General features: G+C 63.3%; 13 protein-coding genes and 1 tRNA gene. 6 read left to right on the top strand and 8 right to left on the bottom strand.

Annotated features, from left to right (window positions below; genetic code table 11):
* Positions 1–512 precede the first annotated feature (512 nt).
* Complete coding sequence (locus H4O10_RS19695; protein WP_053091539.1) at positions 513–3347, top strand: TonB-dependent receptor; 2835 nt, start codon at positions 513–515, stop codon at positions 3345–3347.
* A 260-nt stretch (positions 3348–3607) separates the two neighbouring features.
* Positions 3608–4636: a hypothetical protein gene (locus tag H4O10_RS19690; RefSeq protein ID WP_049453973.1), complete on the top strand. Its 1029-nt coding sequence runs from the start codon at positions 3608–3610 to the stop codon at positions 4634–4636.
* Between the two features lie 27 nt (positions 4637–4663).
* Here the strand turns inward: H4O10_RS19690 and H4O10_RS19685 are convergent, their stop codons facing one another.
* On the bottom strand, positions 4664–5614 hold the full coding sequence (locus H4O10_RS19685) for a DMT family transporter (RefSeq protein WP_176425396.1): 951 nt from the start codon (positions 5612–5614) through the stop codon (positions 4664–4666).
* A 7-nt stretch (positions 5615–5621) separates the two neighbouring features.
* Here H4O10_RS19685 and H4O10_RS19680 point away from each other — a divergent pair, with 7 nt between their 5' ends.
* Positions 5622–6425 carry a helix-turn-helix transcriptional regulator gene (locus H4O10_RS19680; protein ID WP_049453976.1) on the top strand — a complete coding sequence of 268 codons (804 nt, stop codon included), beginning with the start codon at positions 5622–5624 and terminating at the stop codon, positions 6423–6425.
* A gap of 88 nt (positions 6426–6513) precedes the next feature.
* Positions 6514–7155: a glutathione S-transferase family protein gene (locus H4O10_RS19675; protein ID WP_024957910.1), complete on the top strand. Its 642-nt coding sequence runs from the start codon at positions 6514–6516 to the stop codon at positions 7153–7155.
* 23 nt (positions 7156–7178) lie between these two features.
* On the opposite strand, the gene H4O10_RS19670 is transcribed toward H4O10_RS19675, so the two are convergent.
* Together H4O10_RS19670 and H4O10_RS19665 are read right to left on the bottom strand one after the other, a co-directional pair.
* Positions 7179–7586 carry a hypothetical protein gene (locus H4O10_RS19670; RefSeq protein WP_049453978.1) on the bottom strand — a complete coding sequence of 136 codons (408 nt, stop codon included), beginning with the start codon at positions 7584–7586 and terminating at the stop codon, positions 7179–7181.
* A gap of 49 nt (positions 7587–7635) precedes the next feature.
* The gene (locus H4O10_RS19665; RefSeq protein WP_049453980.1) at positions 7636–8055 is read right to left on the bottom strand and encodes an H-NS histone family protein; all 420 of its coding nucleotides are present in this window, start codon (positions 8053–8055) and stop codon (positions 7636–7638) included.
* Positions 8056–8173: 118 nt separating this feature from the next.
* Between H4O10_RS19665 and H4O10_RS19660 the strand changes: the two genes are divergently transcribed.
* Entirely contained in the window at positions 8174–8566 is a 393-nt protein-coding gene (locus tag H4O10_RS19660) for a DoxX family protein (RefSeq protein ID WP_043034583.1), read from the top strand.
* Positions 8567–8584: 18 nt separating this feature from the next.
* Here H4O10_RS19660 and H4O10_RS19655 read toward each other — a convergent pair whose 3' ends face one another.
* A complete protein-coding gene (locus H4O10_RS19655) occupies positions 8585–10360 on the bottom strand; it encodes a serine hydrolase domain-containing protein (RefSeq protein ID WP_239667823.1) in 1776 nt (591 codons plus the stop codon).
* Between the two features lie 61 nt (positions 10361–10421).
* Complete coding sequence (locus tag H4O10_RS19650) at positions 10422–11063, bottom strand: hypothetical protein (RefSeq protein WP_049431604.1); 642 nt, start codon at positions 11061–11063, stop codon at positions 10422–10424.
* Positions 11064–11540: 477 nt separating this feature from the next.
* On the opposite strand from H4O10_RS19650, the gene H4O10_RS19645 reads away from it, so the two are divergent.
* Positions 11541–13364, top strand: a complete 1824-nt coding sequence (locus tag H4O10_RS19645; protein ID WP_161801843.1) for an FG-GAP-like repeat-containing protein — start codon at positions 11541–11543, stop codon at positions 13362–13364.
* Positions 13365–13732: 368 nt separating this feature from the next.
* Here the strand turns inward: H4O10_RS19645 and H4O10_RS19640 are convergent.
* From H4O10_RS19640 to rpoD, 3 genes are all read right to left on the bottom strand, one after another.
* Positions 13733–13808 (bottom strand) — tRNA-Ile (locus tag H4O10_RS19640).
* Between the two features lie 40 nt (positions 13809–13848).
* Positions 13849–14151 carry a hypothetical protein gene (locus H4O10_RS19635; RefSeq protein WP_049453990.1) on the bottom strand — a complete coding sequence of 101 codons (303 nt, stop codon included), beginning with the start codon at positions 14149–14151 and terminating at the stop codon, positions 13849–13851.
* 104 nt (positions 14152–14255) lie between these two features.
* Entirely contained in the window at positions 14256–16109 is a 1854-nt protein-coding gene (gene rpoD / locus H4O10_RS19630) for an RNA polymerase sigma factor RpoD (protein ID WP_005411179.1), read from the bottom strand.
* Between the last annotated feature and the right edge of the window lie 32 nt (positions 16110–16141).

Below are 16141 nucleotides of genomic sequence, written 5' to 3'. Positions count from 1 at the left end.
CGCGTCGGCACTGCCTTCGACCTCACTATCATCGTCCTCGTGTGCCGGCCAGGTGAGTACGAATTGATGTACACATCACCATGCGGAACACGTGCTGACTTCTTCATTGCCGGCATCATTGAATGTTCACGGAAAACAAGCATGCGATGCCTGCCTCACCATGGCGCGATGACGATGATCACACTGATCAGCAGCGCAATCGCCAGAATCACCAGCAGCACATGCCATTGCTTCCAGCTGGGTTTCGGCTTGCCAGGCGTATTCATCGGCGGCCTCCTGTGTATGCCGGGAAAGGAGCTGCCAGACTGAAGCGAAACGACATTGCACAACGTCGACGCGACGTGCACTCCCCGTGCAGGACAGCGGCCAAGGGCGCGCGAAGATAACGCGTCCATAACGCAGTTCAAATGTGAGCGGGATGTTAGGTTCCTCTCGATTCCGGGTAACGGAATGCAGACCGGTCGTAGCGCCGCGCGCATTGCGACCACACAACGGATTTGGAGAGAGAAACAATGCACTACAAATACACTCTGCTTTCGGGAGGGATCGGCGCCGTGTTGGCTGCCGTTTTCTCGCCGGCTGCCAATGCACAGGACGACGCTGCGAAGTCTCCGAAGAACCTGGACCGCATCCAGGTGACGGGATCGGCGATACGCAGCGTGGATGTGGAAACCCAGCAGCCGGTGCTTGCCATCTCGCGCAAGATGATCGAGCAGCAGGGCTTCACCACCATCGCCGACGTCCTGCAGAACCTCACGTCGGCCGGCGCACCAGCGCTCTCGCGTTCGCGCACGCTGTCGTCCGGCGAAGACGTCGGCGGCAGCTACGCAAACATCCGCAACCTCGGCGCCACCCGTACCCTGGTGCTGGTGAACGGCAAGCGCCTGGGCGCCAGCACCAGCGGCCTGCAGGACCTGAGCCAGATTCCGATGAGCGCGGTCGAGCGCATCGACGTGCTCAAGGATGGCGCCTCGGTGCTCTACGGATCCGACGCCATCGCCGGTGTCATCAACATCATTACCCGCAAGAGCGTCGAGGGGCTGGAGCTTTCGGCGCAGCATGGCCAGTTCAGCCAGGGCGACGGCAAGGACAGCACGTTCTCGCTCGTTACCGGCGCGCGCGGCGAGCGAGGTGGCTACACCTTGGCCCTGGAATACCAGAAGGCCGACCCGGTGTTCGCCCGCGACCGCTGGTTCTCCAGGCATGGTGGTTCGGGGCCGGGTTATCCGCGCGCGGGCTGGAGCGACCTCAGCCAGAACGGCTCCTGGTGTGACCCGGCGCTTTACGACTGTGCCACCGGAAATTCCGTGTTCAAGACACTCAATCGTGGTGGCGACCCGAAGAATCCGAACGACTACCATCCGATCACGCCGGCCGAGTATTCCAACGGCAACGAGCAGATGCATGTGCAGACCGGCATCGAGCGCCGGTCGCTGTTCCTCAGCTCCGACTATGCACTGAGTGACCAGATCACCTTCACCACCGATATCGGCTACAACGAGCGCATCTCGGACCAGCAGATTGCCGGCTACCCCTACGAATCGACCAAGTTCGGGACGCCGCTGGCCGGCAACAGTGCGTTCAACCCGGTCGGCCATGACATCGCCTTCAACCGCCGCCTGTGGGAGCTTCCGCGCACGACCGAAAGCAAGCTGAAGTCGCTGCGCGTGGCACCGACGCTGTCGGGCTACTTCGAACTGGCCAGCAGAACGTTCGACTGGGAGGTGGGCGCGCTGTTCAACCGCAACGAGGTGACCAAGACCGGCCGTGGTGACATGAGCCTGATCGCCTCGCGCCAAGCGCTGGGACAGTCCTTTGTTGATGGCAACGGTGTAGCACGCTGTGGCAGCGCAGGTGCACCGATCGCCGGCTGCCTGGCCTGGAATCCGCTGCTGCCGTACGGCGTTGCTGGCGCCGGCTCGCTTGCCGACCCGGAACTGCAGCGCTTCCTGTTCCCCACGTTCACCGATACCGGCATCACCAAGACCCGAAGCTACTTCGCCAACATCTCCGGCCCGGTGCTGGAACTGCCGGCGGGCGAGCTCTCGGTGGCGATGGGCTACCAGTACCGCAAGGAAGAAGGACGCTACGTTCCCGACGCCTTTGCCCAGTCGCGCCAGAGCACTGCACTGGGGGCACAGACCACTGCGGGCGGTTACAGCCTCAATGAAGTCTTCGCCGAAGTGAATGTGCCGGTGCTGCGTGACCTTCCGTTCGCCAAGGAGCTGACCGTCAACGTTGCGGCACGCTATTCCGACTACAGCAACTTCGGCAGCACCACCAACACCAAGGCCAGCTTCGCCTGGCGCCCGGTCGAGGAGCTGATGGTGCGCGGCACCTTCGCCGAGGGCTTCCGTGCTCCCAGCATCTCCGACCTGTATGGCGGCCTGGGCACCAGCTTCGAAACCTACGTGGACCCCTGCGGCGTCGGCGCCACCAACAGCGTCAACGGCAACGCGGCCTGCAACGCCGCCGGTGTTCCGCGTGGCTACGAGCAGCTGGCCCAGGGCCTGAAGCCCTGCACCAGCTACCCGTGCGCCACCCCGAACGAGTTCACCACGGGCTCGAACCCGAACCTGCGCCCGGAAGAGTCCAAGAGCAAGACCGTCGGTGTGGTCTGGAGCCCGCGCTGGGTCAACGGTCTGGACATCAACCTGGACTGGTACAGCTACAAGATCACCAACATGATCATCGAGGACAACGTCGATCGCATCCTCCGTGACTGCTACGTGCTGGGCAATGCCTCGCGCTGCGGCAGCGTCAAGCGTGCCGCTGATGGCCACATCACCAGCATGTTCTACGGCCTGACCAACCTCGGCGCGATGAAGACCGAGGGGTGGGACCTGGGCATCCGTTACCGCCTGCCGGAGTACGCGTTCGGTCGCTTCACCCTTGACCTGCAGAACAGCTACGTCTCCAAGTACGACGAGGAGAAGCAGAACTCGGCCGGTGACACCATCATGGACGGTCGTATTGGACGCCCGGGGGTGTTCCGCCTGCGGTCCAATCTCGGCGTCAACTGGCAGCTGGGCAACCTCTCGGCCCAGTACACGGTGCGCTACCACTCCGGGATGATGGAAGGCTGCATGCCAAACCGGCCCTGCACCGCGCCCGAACGCATCGCCAACGGCGAACCGGATGCCGTGCGCAGGGTCGGCTCGAATGCGTTCCACGACATCCAGGTCAGCTACAGGCTGCCCTGGGATGGCACCGTGGCAGTGGGCTCGAACAATGTGTTCGACCATCGCGGCCCGATCATGTTCTCCAAGCCGGAGAGTTCCTTCCCCTACTACGGCGGCTTCGATATCGGCCGCACGGTGTACGTGAAGTACTCGCAGCGCTTCTGACCGTAGCGTCCGTGCACGTGGCCGGCGGAAGGGGAGTTCCGCCGGCCACGCCGCACACAACCTCCACCCAATCTCCACGCTACTTCGACCCAATCTCCAACATCCCCGGCAACACTGGCGCAACGGCAGCAGATGGAGCAGGCAAGCGAGGATCGCCCGCGTGGCATCCACCTCGCCCGACCTCTCCGGATTCACCACTGAATGCGATGGACCACCCCCTCCCCGCTGCGGGGATGGGGCTGGTCCAAGGGAAGCAAGCGATGACAACGGCAGTACACAGTGGCTTGACCGATCTGGTCATGGATGCGCAGCGCTACCTGCGCCGGATCCTGCCCGGCCTGGCCTCGGTGGTCGGCCCCGTGGCTGCGGCACGCTTCATCCCGCAGACCATGGCCTCGCGCTATCACATCGCCGAGCTGACCCTCTATGGTGAAACGCCGGCGATGCTGGCAGTTCCACGCGTCCCGGGCGAATCCAGCAGCCGCGTCATCCAGGATGTGAAAGTGCTGCGCTCAGCGGCAAAGGCCATGGTGCTGTATGTCTCGCCGTACCTCACCCCCACCCAGCGCAGGTTCCTGGTCGAGAACCATATCGACTTCGTGGTACCGCACAACCAGCTGTACGCCCCCAGCCTGGCGATCGAGTTCCGCGATGCGCCCGACCACGAGAAGAAAGCGATTTCGCTGCTGCCTTCGGCGCAGGCCGTGCTCATCCACGTACTCCTGTCCGGCCAGGCACGCTGGTGGTCGCCGCGTGAGGTCAGCCGTGCTGCCGGATACACCTCGATGACCGCGTCGAGGCTCTCCGCTGAACTGGTCGGTCGCGGACTGGCCGAACGCTCCACCGGCGGACGCGAACGCTTCCTGAGACTCGCCGGCAGCCGCGGCGAGGTCTGGGCGGGAGCGCAGCCGTTCCTGCGCTCCCCCGTGCTGAAGGAAGTGGAGGTCTGCTGGGAACAGGTCGCCGACGTTCTGGCCCGACATGCTCAATCCGCCCCCCAGGCAGGGACGGAAGCAATGCTTGCGGTGCCGTCGAAAGACCACGGCATCACACGCGCCCTGTACATCGATGCCTGGCGGAAGCTGGGGGCACTGCCTGCAGCCGGCCGCGACTGCACGCGCAGCGGAACGTTGCAGATATGGTCGTATCCGCCTGCCTTCACCGGTAGCGGTGACCGCGTGGACCCGCTGTCGCTGTACCTGAGCCTGCAGGGCAAGCGCGGCTACGACGCCGACGCCCTGGAGCAGGAGGTGGAGCAGGCGCTGTGCGGGACGACACGCCACGGCTGAGGTCCGCGCGGGTCCGGCCCGACCGCGTCAGGACGCTTCGCCCCCACTCGCCATCGTCGCGCGCTTCGCTGCGTACTCGGCGAAGACCACACCGGATACCGCCAGCACGCCCCCTGCCAGTACCCAGCCACTGAGTGTTTCGCCCAGCAGCAGCACGGCCAGCGCGGCGGTCACGATCGGCACCAGGTTGAAGAAGCCTGAGACGCGCGCAGCACCCAGGCGCGACAGGCCGGTCATCCAGGTCAGCGGCGCCAGGATCGAGGCGCACACAGCAGCGAAACCGATACACCCGACCGCCGTCAGGTTGTTGATCCCGGTGCCAATCAACAGCTGCACCGGCAACAGGATCAGCGACGCAGCCGTGGCCTGAAGGAACAGCGATTCGAGTACCGACAGCGGAATCTTCCAGCGCTGCATCAGCACGTTGTAGGTGGCGAACGCCAATGCACCGATCAGCATGATCGCGTCGCCGCGGTTCAGGCCCTGCGCTGCCAACCGCGCCAGGTCGCCCTGCGAGACCACCGCCACCACACCGGCAGTGGAGATCACCGCGCCAAGAATGGAAGTGCCTCGCACCGGGTGGCCCATGAACACGCGCGACAGCGCCAGCGCGATCAACGGAATCAACGCCTGGATCACCCCCATGTTGGTGGCCGAGGTGAAGTGCGCCGCATAGTAGGCCAAGCACTGGTACATCACCCCACCCAGGCAACCCAGCACCAGGAAGCGCCCGAGATTGGCGCGCACGGTCGGCAGGTTGTTGCGCAGCCGCGGCAGCGCGAAGGGCAACAGGACAATGGCCGCCACCAGCCAGCGGAAGAAACCAATATCGATGGGACCGACCGCGCCCGAGGCCAGCTTGGTCACGATGGTATTCGCGCCCCACAGCAGGCAGGCAAGGATTGGGAAGAGGTAGTTCAAGAGCGTGGGTGTACGTGGGGGAATGGCCAGCGTACGCTTGGCGCATATCAAGGACATCCTTAAAATGCGTCACTCCAACCCCGGGTTGCGGCAACCGATGGAGCCCATCCCCACCTTCCGCCAGCTGCCCGGTCCGGTCTACTTCCGGCAGGGTGCGATGGAGCCCACCGACTGGGGCACGCACAGCCATCCTTGGGGCCAGTTCAACTTCGTCGCACAAGGGGTGATGGAGATGAAGATCGACGGCGAGTGGATGGTGTCCCCGCCCCATTACGCGATCTGGATCCCACCGGGAATGCCCCACTATTCGCGCAACCGGTCGCGGCTGGCCTATCGCTCGGCCTACCTGTCGCCGGCGTTGTCACGCCGCCTGCCCGAGCGCTGCAGTGCGCTGGAAGTCAGCCCATTGCTGCGCGAGCTGCTGCACGAGCTGGCGCGACAGGGCGTGACCGATCCGCGGACGGCGGCCCAGCGGCGCATGGCCGCCGTGGTGATCGACCAGATCCTCAATGCCGCAGTGCTGCCCAGCTTCCTGCCGATCGCCAGCAGCGATGCCCTGAAACAGGTGATGGCGTACATCGAGAAGCACCTGTCCGCAGCCGAGTCGGTCGCCGATATCGCGCAGCGGCATCATATGAGCGTACGCAAGCTGGAGCGCATGGCACGCAGCGAGCTGGGCATGTCACTCGGTGACTGGCGCGGTCGGGTGAAGTTCGTGCGTGCCACCGAAGCGCTGTGCACACGCCGGCCGATCAGCCGGATTGCCGAGGAGCTGGGCTACTCCGGCGTCAGCGCCTTCGCAGAGATGTTCAAGCGGCACGCGCACTGCACGCCGGACCAGTACCGGAAACTGCATCGGGCGGGGTGAAGAGCGCATCGGGGGGGGGTGTCGATTTCCGCCCTCGTCGTTCGTCGGAACAGAAGAGACAGGCCTTCCCGCCTGCAGGAGCGCCGCGATGTCCCCCATCCTCACCGCCTTTGCCACCTCCCCCGACCGCGGCCAGGGCCTGGCCCGTGACATGCGCGTGCGCTGGGCGCTGGAGGAACTGGGCGTGCCCTATGACGTGCAGCTGCTGACCTTCGCCGAAATGAAGCAACCTGCCCACCTGGCGCGGAATCCCTTCGGACAGATTCCCACCTGGCAGGAGGGCGACCAGGTCCTGTTCGAATCCGGCGCGATCGTCCTGCACCTCGCCGAACAGCATGCCGGCCTGCTGCCCGTCGGTCCGGATGCACGCATGCGCGCAGTCATGTGGGTGTTCGCCGCGTTGAATACGGTGGAGCCACCCATCGTCGAGCGCTCGATGGCCTGGGTGCTGGAGCGCGAACAGCCCTGGTATGCACGGCGGTTGGTGATGCTGGACGAGCGCGTGCGGATGCGTCTCTCGCAACTGTCCGCGTGGTTGGGCGCGGCGGCGTGGCTGGACGGCGGGTTCAGCGTGGGCGACCTGATGATGGTCTCGGTGCTGCTGCGCCTGAAGAGCAGTGGCCTGCTCGACGAGTACCCGCTGCTGGTGGCCTATGTGGCACGGGCGACGCAGCGTCCCGCCTATCAGCGCGCGTTTGCTGCGCAGTTGGCGGTATTCCAGAACGGGTAGTTCCACGCCATGGGTGGAAACACTCAGCGCAAGCTGCGCCGGCAGGCGGCCTGCACCAGCATCAGCTGCGCTACCAGGATCAGCATCGCGCAGCCTGACAGCAGCCACGGGTCGATGTACCACTGCGCGTTGAGACTGAAATCACCGGCGGAAATGCGCTTCCAGCCATTGAAGTGCTGCATCGCTGCAACCGCGAACGCGAAACCGCCCGCTGTGTACGACAACCAGGGCACGATGAGGCTCCCCGGCCGCGCGAACAATGTCAGCACGCCCAGCACACCGATGGCAGTGCGTTGTACGCGGCAGTATGGGCAGACATAGGCCATCCCGCTCCATTCCACCGCCCAGGCCAACAGGCTGACCAGCACGGCCACGCCTGCGGCTGTGTACAGGACTTTCGGCGTGATCGTCATGCCACCCTCGTGTGCCATCCGGTGCTCCTTGGTTGAAAGACCCGGGCAGGGTAGCAGTGCTGCAGCCTCATCCCTTCTTGATGACAGTCCGCTTGCCGATGGTGCTGGTCTTGCCAGCGGTCGGCCTGGCCAAACCAGGAATCAGGAAATCGGTGGCCTTGTGGCCCATCGAGACCTTGGACGCCAACCAGCGCGGCATGCGCCCGCGACCGGTCCAGGTCAGGCGCTTGTATTCCGGGTCGCGATACTTGGGCGCGACTTTGCCGGATTTACGGCGGGCGGGTTTGCGGGCGGGCGCAGGTGTTTCCGAGGCTTCGCCACCGAAGAGTTCTTCGAGGGTGTAGCCGGCTTCGGCCGCGGCAGCCTTCAACATCCGCCGCACCGCGCTGGCCGGACGGCGGCTGGAAATGAGCTGTTTCCGCTGTTCAGCGGCAACCACCAAGGCGCCCAGCTCCCGAAGGCTGAGCGATTCAATATCGATCGTCATGATGGAAAGGTGTCCTGCGGCCGGCCAGCTGTCAAGCCGCCTTGCCCGGTACGTAGACACGGGCTTCACTGCCGGTGGGCTCCGATCGCCTTCGGCAGCCATCTCCGAGGACTTCGACGTGAGCAACTCATCGCATTCGCTCGCCTACCTGCTTGCGCGCATCCTGCTGATGGCGCTGTTCCTGGTGTCCGGCATCGGCAAGCTCGGCGACCTCAACGGTACCCAGGGCTACATGGAAGCGATGGGGGTACCCGGCATCCTGCTGTGGCCTACCATCGCCTTTGAGATCGGCAGCGGCCTGTGCATCCTGCTGGGCTTCCAGACCCGGCTGGTATCGATCGTGCTGGCAGGCTTCAGCCTGGTCACCGCCTTCATCTTCCACCACAACGTTGCCGACCCGACCCAGCAGATCATGTTCCTGAAGAACCTGGGGCTGGCTGGTGGCTTCCTGCTGCTGGCCTGCACCGGGGCGGGGCGCTACAGCATCGATGGGCGTGGGCGGCGCGGATGAGCACGCGGCATGCCGCCATCATCCCCTGCCCACGGGCTGGACGCGCTGCAGACGCAGGTTGCGCCATGTCGGCTGGGAGCTGCGGAAATCCACCGCTTCGCCATCGCTGGTGAACAGCAGGCCTGGCTCCACTTCAGTGACCAGGCGGATGCCATCGATGTACAGCCAGCCCTGTCGCTGCTCCAGCACAACGGACATCGACGGTTTCCCCCATTGGTCGATGCGATAGCGCCCCAGCCAGGGTCGCCAATGGGACGCCTGCGGCCCGGTGGACCCATCGATGGGATCGTTCTGGTCCAGGCCATCCTCGCCGTTCGTACATTCCAGGTGCGCCGGCAGCCTCTCCGTCGCCGCATGGTAACGGTACGTCGCAACCTCTCCATCGGTGTCCGCGGTGAACAGTTGGTCGCCGTCGATGGCCGCAAACCGTCTGCCCACAGCTTGCGCCCCACGATGCAGTTGCAGTTCACCGCTTCCGGCAACCACGATCTTCGCCTTGCCGCTGCGCCCTATCCAGTCTCCCGCCATCCGCTGCAGCTGGTCCTGGTTCAACCTGATCGGCGCCAGGGACGATAGCGGCACACGCGGCTGACGGGGCCCGAAACGCGCCGACAGCAATTGATCGAGCAGACGCTCGCCGATGCCGTACCCCGCGGACGTCGCGCGGTTGAACATCGCGGCGAATCCAGCGTTGGCCTGCCTGCAGTAGGTGAACACGCACCCGAATCCGAAGCCTCCGCCGCGATGGTGCAGCAGCCGCACCGGTGTACTGCCGTAGAGCCGTTCGCTGCGCATTACGCCGAGCCCGTAGTCACCGCCGAGGCCGAAGCCATGCATCTCGTCCCAGAGATGGGGCTCAAGCAGCTGCTGCGCGCCGGCTTGGCCGCCACCGAGCAGGAAGCCAAGATACTTCGCCATGTCGGCAGCACTGGTCCAGACGCCTCCCGACACCACCAGCGGCGTCACCGGCGGCACCTGCGCATGGCCTTCCTGGGTTCCCAGTGCCCGCCCCTTGCTTGCCAGGTAGACCGACGCATCGGCCGTACTGTCGTGCATTCCCAGTGGCTCGAAGATCCGGCGCTGCAGCCAGGCCGGATAGCCGATGCCCGCAACCTGCTCAAGGACATGACCGGCAAGGTCGAAGCCCAGGTTGGAATAGCGATAGCGCGTACCCACCGGAAAGCGCAGCCATGTCTGCGAGATGCTGCGGACGTGCGCATCAAAGCCCGGTGACGCCGGTTCGTAATTGTTGCCCAGCGGCGCCTCGTGCGTGAATCCCGCGCGATTGGCAAGCAGCAGGCGCAGGGTGATGCGCTCCTGCGGGGAATGCTCGAAGCGACTGCGCACCGTGAACGACGGCAGATAGCGGGTAATGGGCGCATCCAGATCAAGGATGCCGTCCTGCACGGCCAACAGCACCGCCACCGCCGCGAAATTCTTCGAGGTGGACTGGATGCTGAACATCGTACTGGCGTCTACTGCTGCACTACCGTGACCCGACGCGTACCCGAAGCCCTCGAGCCAGCGCACCTGCCCGCCTTCGACCAGGCAGACGGCAGCGGCACCGATGCCGCTGCCTTGCATGGCGGAGCGGATCACGCTGCGCTCCGCTTCGATCAGGTTCCCGGTGGTGACGGTGGGCTGCGCCGCCGTGGCAACACCGGTGGGCATGAGCGTGGCCGCCGGAACAGCCGCGACATTGGCCAGGAAGGCGCGACGACTGAGCGTACCAGGCATCAGATCACTCCACTTCGGGATGCCGCCATCTTCCCGCCAGCAGAAATGGCGGGGCATGTGTCATTCGGCACAGAGTGCGGTGATCGACGGTGCTGCGCCTTCGCCGGCCGAGCAGGCCTCAGCCCGGAGGGTCCGGCAAGCGGATTCCCTGCGCCGAAACAAAGGCGCGGGACTCGCTCCAATAGGCCTGTGGCGGTTCCCGCAACTCTGGTCGCGCCCAGTAATCGTCGCCATGCAATACGCTCATCACATGACGCCAGCCATCACGCGGATCATGAACCTGAAATCGACCACGATGATGGCGGGGACGATACGCGTAGTGGCCGAGCGCCTCCTGGCGCGCTTCATCCGGCGAACGACCCGCCTGATGGACCAGCGTCCATGCACGCATGTGGCGCGCATGCGCGAGCGCGCCAAGGTACTCGTCCTCATCCAGCAGTGGCACCTGCTCACCGCGGGCCAGGTGCAGTGCGTCCGATTCGGCTTCGTAGTCCAGCGACGGCTGCGCCAGTTCCGGGTGCCGGTGCCAATACCCCTCGCCCTTTACGTGCAGCATCGCCCAATGCCACGGCTCATCGTGGAAGATCAACGCGTGCTCGTACTCGCGGCCGGGGCTCTGGTCGGGATAGCGTTGGCGTGCCTGTTCAAGTGCCAGCGCCTCGGGCACCTGTCCATAGTGGACCAGGCACCAGGCAAACAGGTGCCGGCTGTCTTCGATTTCGTTGGTGAAGTCTTCCACCGGCGTATCGGTGCTGGCCATGGTCGATCCCTGTGTGCGGATCAGATGGTACCGACGCTGCAGGTCGCGCTGGGGAGCGATGAGACCTGCGACCGGTCAGGCGAGGTCGGTTGGTGGCCCACCAGCAACCGCAGAAACAAAGTAAACAATTGATTTGATTGATATTCAATCCACTTCAATCCACTTTTGACTCACTAATCGACTCACTTCCCGAGCCTCTAGGCCGAGGGATCCAGTTCTGGCATCTAGTCGGTTCGACTATCGTAATCCGCTCTCCGAGACACTTCGCTTGCAATCAATCCGCGGACACGGCTCATCCCCAAGCCCTGGCCACTAAGAAGTCACCGCCAAACTGTCAAACTCACAGGCGGTCGCATCCCGCGGCTCTACATCAGGGAATTGGCAATGTTAAGGAAGCTTGTACTCGCCGCATCGGTTGCGACTTCAGTCGTGTCAGCTGCACAAGCGCAGAATACAGAGAATGAGTGGATCACCGTCATGGAAGAGCATTTCGATGACCCTAGTCTCAGCTACTGGATCCCGTGGGCAGGGGATGTGACCGACAAGTCCGGGAAAGTGTCGTACACCTACAAGCCTGGAAATGCGTTCGTGGCCCAAGGAGATGCTGTCTTCCGCGGTGATGTCCAAGACACCTTCCCGTTCTATCAGACAGGTGGCATCTACTACCCTAGGTACTTCACCTATGGTCGCTACTCTGCCCGTGTGAAAATGACTAACACGCCAGGCGTCATTCCCGCATTCTCGCTGGTGTCATATGGGCCTGCATGCGGTGAGATAGATATCTTTGAGGCCACTGGGCTGCAGAAGTCCGACCCGCGCACGATCAATGTGCAACATTACTGGTTTACGAACCCTGCCGATTGCTCCACCGCAGTGGCGGATGCAACGCTTTCAGCCTACACCAAGCTTGGATCTGTCGACTATTCCAGCAACTATCATGTGTTCTCCGCAGAGTGGAGCCCCATCCACATCGCATACTCTGTGGATGGAGTGGAGTTCTATCGAACAACACTGAATATTCCGAGCGTTCCAATGCTCGTGAATCTGAATACTAATCTTGCACCTCCGACTACAACACCTGGAGGCATCAACAATCGGATGACATCCAACACCGTTCTGCCTGCAGATTTTCATGTCGATTGGGTCAAGGTGGAGCAGTTGGCACCACGAACATGTCCTGCGCGAGGCGATCATGCCGGAAGTCTCCGCCGCGCCAATGGCAGTTGCGCTGCAGTGCGCTCTGTGGACTACAACGGCGATGGTGGCGGCGACGTCATCCTGTACAACCCACCCTCTGGCAGCGCGTCGGTGGCAACCGGACAGCTGGCCCCCCATGCGGGCCTGGTGACCCATTCGCTGACGGATGCCCCCTCGGCGCCATGGGCAACCTCGGCCAAACTGGTCAGTGGCGACTTCGACGCCGATGGCTTCTCCGATCTGCTGGTGCACGGCGGCGACGGTAGCGTACGGCTCCACTATGGACGTCCTGACGCTCGATTCACCGAACATCTTCCATCACGCACTGCATGGAATGTGGGCAGTCAATTGATGGCAGGAGATTTCAACGGTGATGGACGGAGCGACGTACTCATCCTGCAGGACAGCGGCGCTCTCGAGATCCGCTACGGAGGCAGTGATCGCGGATTGCGCTTCGCCCCACAATCGCAACGGCAGGTCGCCCTGGGCAGCCGCCCACATGTTGGCGACTTCAATGGCGACGGCCTTGATGACCTGTTGCTGTATGGACCCAACGGTGAGGTCGACCTCTTCTACGGACAGGCCACCGACGGACTGCGCGCAGAACCCGGTCAGCATGATCAATGGCGGGCTGGCCATACATTGAAGATTGCGGATTTCAACGGCGATGGATACAGCGATGTGCTGATCTATGCCGCCGACGGAGCCACTGAGATCCGCTATGGGCAGATGAACGGCGGTTTGCGCTTTGCACCGAGCACGACCGACCTATGGTCCACCGGGCACACGCTGTTGACGGGTGATTTCAATGGCGACGGCAGAGACGACGTTCTGATCTATGCAGCGAACGGACACTCCGAAATCCGCTACGGCCAAGCCAGTGGTGGTCTTCGGTTCTCCGCGCAGAGCGTCTCCAGCTGGAGCCCTGGGCATCACTTGCTGACCAACGACTTCGATGGCGACGGGCGCACCGACATACTCATCCACTCGGCGAATGATGATGTGGAAATCCGGTACGGGCAGGCAACGGATGGCCTGCTGTTCTCACCAGCCTCCGCAACCCGCTACAACCCCGGCTGGCGCTTGCATACAGGGACCCGCTGAAACATAGGCCCCGATTGCGAGGAATCGCGATCGGGGCGTTTGCCCATGGAAACCCACTCAAGGTCGTGGCACCCAGCATGCTGCAGGCCGACATGATTGCGGCCGGACGGCACCAAGCCCGTACCTCCCGCCGCAGCGAGAGCGAGCACGATGGCGCCGCGCTACCCCTAGGAGGGCGCCCTTCACAGCTGATGGTTCATTGCCCCCAGACAAAGGTGAGAGACTGTGAGTCGTCCAGGGCCTCTCGCCCGCCGACACTCAGCCTGACTCACTTTTCTGTGGATGCAATTGGACGCCGCTGAATATCGCTGGATGCGGCCATGAATCAAGCACCACGATGGCCTCAGGGACGCCATTGGACGTCAATGTGGTGGGCCCATCAGGATTCGAACCTGAAACCAAGGGATTATGAGTCCCCTGCTCTAACCGTTGAGCTATAGGCCCTGCGCAGCCTCACAGTGTAGTGGAGGCTGCGCTTGATCGGCTACCCGGCAGCAGCAAGAGCCTCAGCAACCCGCCCCAACCGCTTCTCCGCCACGTCCGTAAACCACAGCTGCCGCCGCAGGTGTGCCTGGAACAGCGCCACCGTCCTCCTGGCCTCTTCCAGCCCCTTCTGCTTGTCGCCGCCGAAGCCCGCAAGCAACCCAGCACCAGACTGCGTCAGCAATGCCAGCGTCGCTCTTCGGGCAAATCCCAGTGAATCCTCGCGCTCGTCGCGCATCACATCTTCCCAATGCAGTAGCGGCGCAAACGCGCAGCCGTTGAGAAGACCTGCTGGATACGTCATCGCAAACAGCAGCTGGCTCGACTCTACAGAAAGCACACACCCCCCAAAAAGAAAAACCCCGCACCAGGCGGGGTTCCTCTCAACGCTTCAACAGCCGCTGGAAATCAATCGATATCCAGGAAGCTGCGCAGCTGCTCCGAGCGGCTCGGGTGACGCAGCTTGCGCAGGGCCTTCGCTTCGATCTGGCGGATGCGCTCGCGGGTAACGTCGAACTGCTTGCCGACCTCTTCCAACGTGTGGTCGGTGTTCATGTCGATGCCGAAGCGCATGCGCAGCACCTTGGCTTCCCTCGGGGTGAGGCCGGCCAGGACGTCGCGCACGGTTTCAGACAGATTGATGTTGGTGGTGTTCTCGATCGGGGACTCCACGTTGGTGTCCTCGATGAAGTCGCCCAGATGGGAATCCTCGTCGTCGCCGATCGGGGTTTCCATCGAGATCGGCTCCTTGGCGATCTTCATCACCTTGCGGATCTTGTCTTCCGGCATGTCCATTTCCTTGGCCAGCTCCTCCGGCGTAGCCTCGCGGCCGTACTGCTGGAGCATCTGGCGGGAAATGCGGTTCAACTTGTTGATCGTCTCGATCATGTGCACCGGAATACGGATGGTGCGTGCCTGGTCGGCGATCGAGCGGGTGATCGCCTGGCGGATCCACCAGGTGGCATAGGTCGAGAACTTGTAACCGCGGCGGTATTCGAACTTGTCCACGGCCTTCATCAGGCCGATGTTGCCTTCCTGGATCAGGTCGAGGAACTGCAGGCCACGGTTGGTGTACTTCTTGGCGATCGAGATCACCAGGCGCAGGTTGGCCTCGACCATTTCCTTCTTGGCCTTGCGCGCCTTGGCTTCACCGTAGGCCATGGCACGGCTGATTTCCTTCAGCTCTTCCAGGTCCAGCTGGGTCAGCGTCTCGATGTCGATCGTCGCCTGCTGTTCGGCAATGATCTGGTCCTTCACTTCGCGCAGCGCCGAGGACCACTTCTGCTTGCGCTTCAGTGCGTCTTCCACCCACTCCAGGTTGGTCTGGTTGCCTTCCCAGGAACGGATGAAGTCCTTGCGCGGCATGCGGGCGGTAACGGTCGCCAGGTTCAGCACGCGGCGCTCATGGGCCTTGATCGATGCCATGGTGTCGCGCAGCTGCTTGGTCAGCACGTCGGTCAGCGGCAGCGGCAGCTTCAGGGTGACGAACACCGCCGACATTTCTTCGCGCAGGCGCGGCAGGTTCTTCTTGTCGCCCTTGGTCGCGGCCTTCTTGAAGGCGTTGAAGGCATCGCTCAGCGCCTGCATACGCGCGGCGACTTCCTCCGGATCCGGACCGGTCGGTGCGGCTTCTTCATCGCCACCGTCGACATCGTCGTCCTCGTCCTCGTCGCCTTCGGCGTCCGCATCGGCGCTGTCATCGGCAGCGACCGCCGGCGGCGCCGGCTCTTCGTCGACCAGGTCGTTGAAGCCGACGATCACTTCGGCCAGGCGCTTCTTGCCTTCCTTGTGGGCTTCGTAGTCGTTCAGCAGCGACTCGACCGAAACCGGGAACTGGCCCAGGGCCGCCTGGACCTGCGAAAGGCCTTCCTCGATGCGCTTGGCGATGGCAATTTCGCCTTCGCGGGTCAGCAGCTCGACGGTGCCCATTTCGCGCATGTACATGCGCACCGGGTCGGTGGTACGGCCACCTTCGGTGTCGAGCGCGCTCAGCGCAGCGGCAGCTTCTTCAGCCGCGGTGTCATCGACTTCGCGGTTGCCGGTGTTGCCATCGTTGAGAAGCAGGGTTTCCACATCCGGCGCAACTTCATGGACATCGATGCCCATGCCGTTGATCATGCCGATGATGTCTTCGATCTGTTCCGGGTCGACCATGTCGTCCGGCAGATGGTCATTGACTTCGGCGTAGGTCAGGTAGCCCTGTTCCAGGCCCTTGCTGATCAGTTGCTTGATTTCGGATTGGGCAGGACGTTCGTTGGCCATGTAGTGCTCGCGCCACCGGCAGGGAGAAATAG

Source organism: Stenotrophomonas sp. I18B00994 (assembly GCF_014145825.1).
Classification (GTDB): domain Bacteria; phylum Pseudomonadota; class Gammaproteobacteria; order Xanthomonadales; family Xanthomonadaceae; genus Stenotrophomonas; species Stenotrophomonas maltophilia.
The sequence above is the reverse complement of the archived record's forward strand: the minus strand, read 5'-3'. Positions and strand labels throughout refer to the sequence as shown.

Bases quoted from the DNA above. Each gene is read 5' to 3' on its own strand.
- H4O10_RS19645 (WP_161801843.1), top strand. From the start codon at position 11,541: ATGGAAGAGCATTTCGATGACCCTAGTCTCAGCTACTGGATCCCGTGG.
- H4O10_RS19690 (WP_049453973.1), top strand. From the start codon at position 3,608: ATGACAACGGCAGTACACAGTGGCTTGACCGATCTGGTCATGGATGCG.
- rpoD (WP_005411179.1), bottom strand. From the start codon at position 16,109: ATGGCCAACGAACGTCCTGCCCAATCCGAAATCAAGCAACTGATCAGC.
- H4O10_RS19685 (WP_176425396.1), bottom strand. From the start codon at position 5,614: ATGTCCTTGATATGCGCCAAGCGTACGCTGGCCATTCCCCCACGTACA.
- H4O10_RS19635 (WP_049453990.1), bottom strand. From the start codon at position 14,151: ATGACGTATCCAGCAGGTCTTCTCAACGGCTGCGCGTTTGCGCCGCTA.
- H4O10_RS19670 (WP_049453978.1), bottom strand. From the start codon at position 7,586: ATGGCACACGAGGGTGGCATGACGATCACGCCGAAAGTCCTGTACACA.
- H4O10_RS19650 (WP_049431604.1), bottom strand. From the start codon at position 11,063: ATGGCCAGCACCGATACGCCGGTGGAAGACTTCACCAACGAAATCGAA.
- H4O10_RS19665 (WP_049453980.1), bottom strand. From the start codon at position 8,055: ATGACGATCGATATTGAATCGCTCAGCCTTCGGGAGCTGGGCGCCTTG.
- H4O10_RS19680 (WP_049453976.1), top strand. From the start codon at position 5,622: ATGCGTCACTCCAACCCCGGGTTGCGGCAACCGATGGAGCCCATCCCC.
- H4O10_RS19675 (WP_024957910.1), top strand. From the start codon at position 6,514: ATGTCCCCCATCCTCACCGCCTTTGCCACCTCCCCCGACCGCGGCCAG.
- H4O10_RS19695 (WP_053091539.1), top strand. From the start codon at position 513: ATGCACTACAAATACACTCTGCTTTCGGGAGGGATCGGCGCCGTGTTG.
- H4O10_RS19655 (WP_239667823.1), bottom strand. From the start codon at position 10,360: ATGCCCCGCCATTTCTGCTGGCGGGAAGATGGCGGCATCCCGAAGTGG.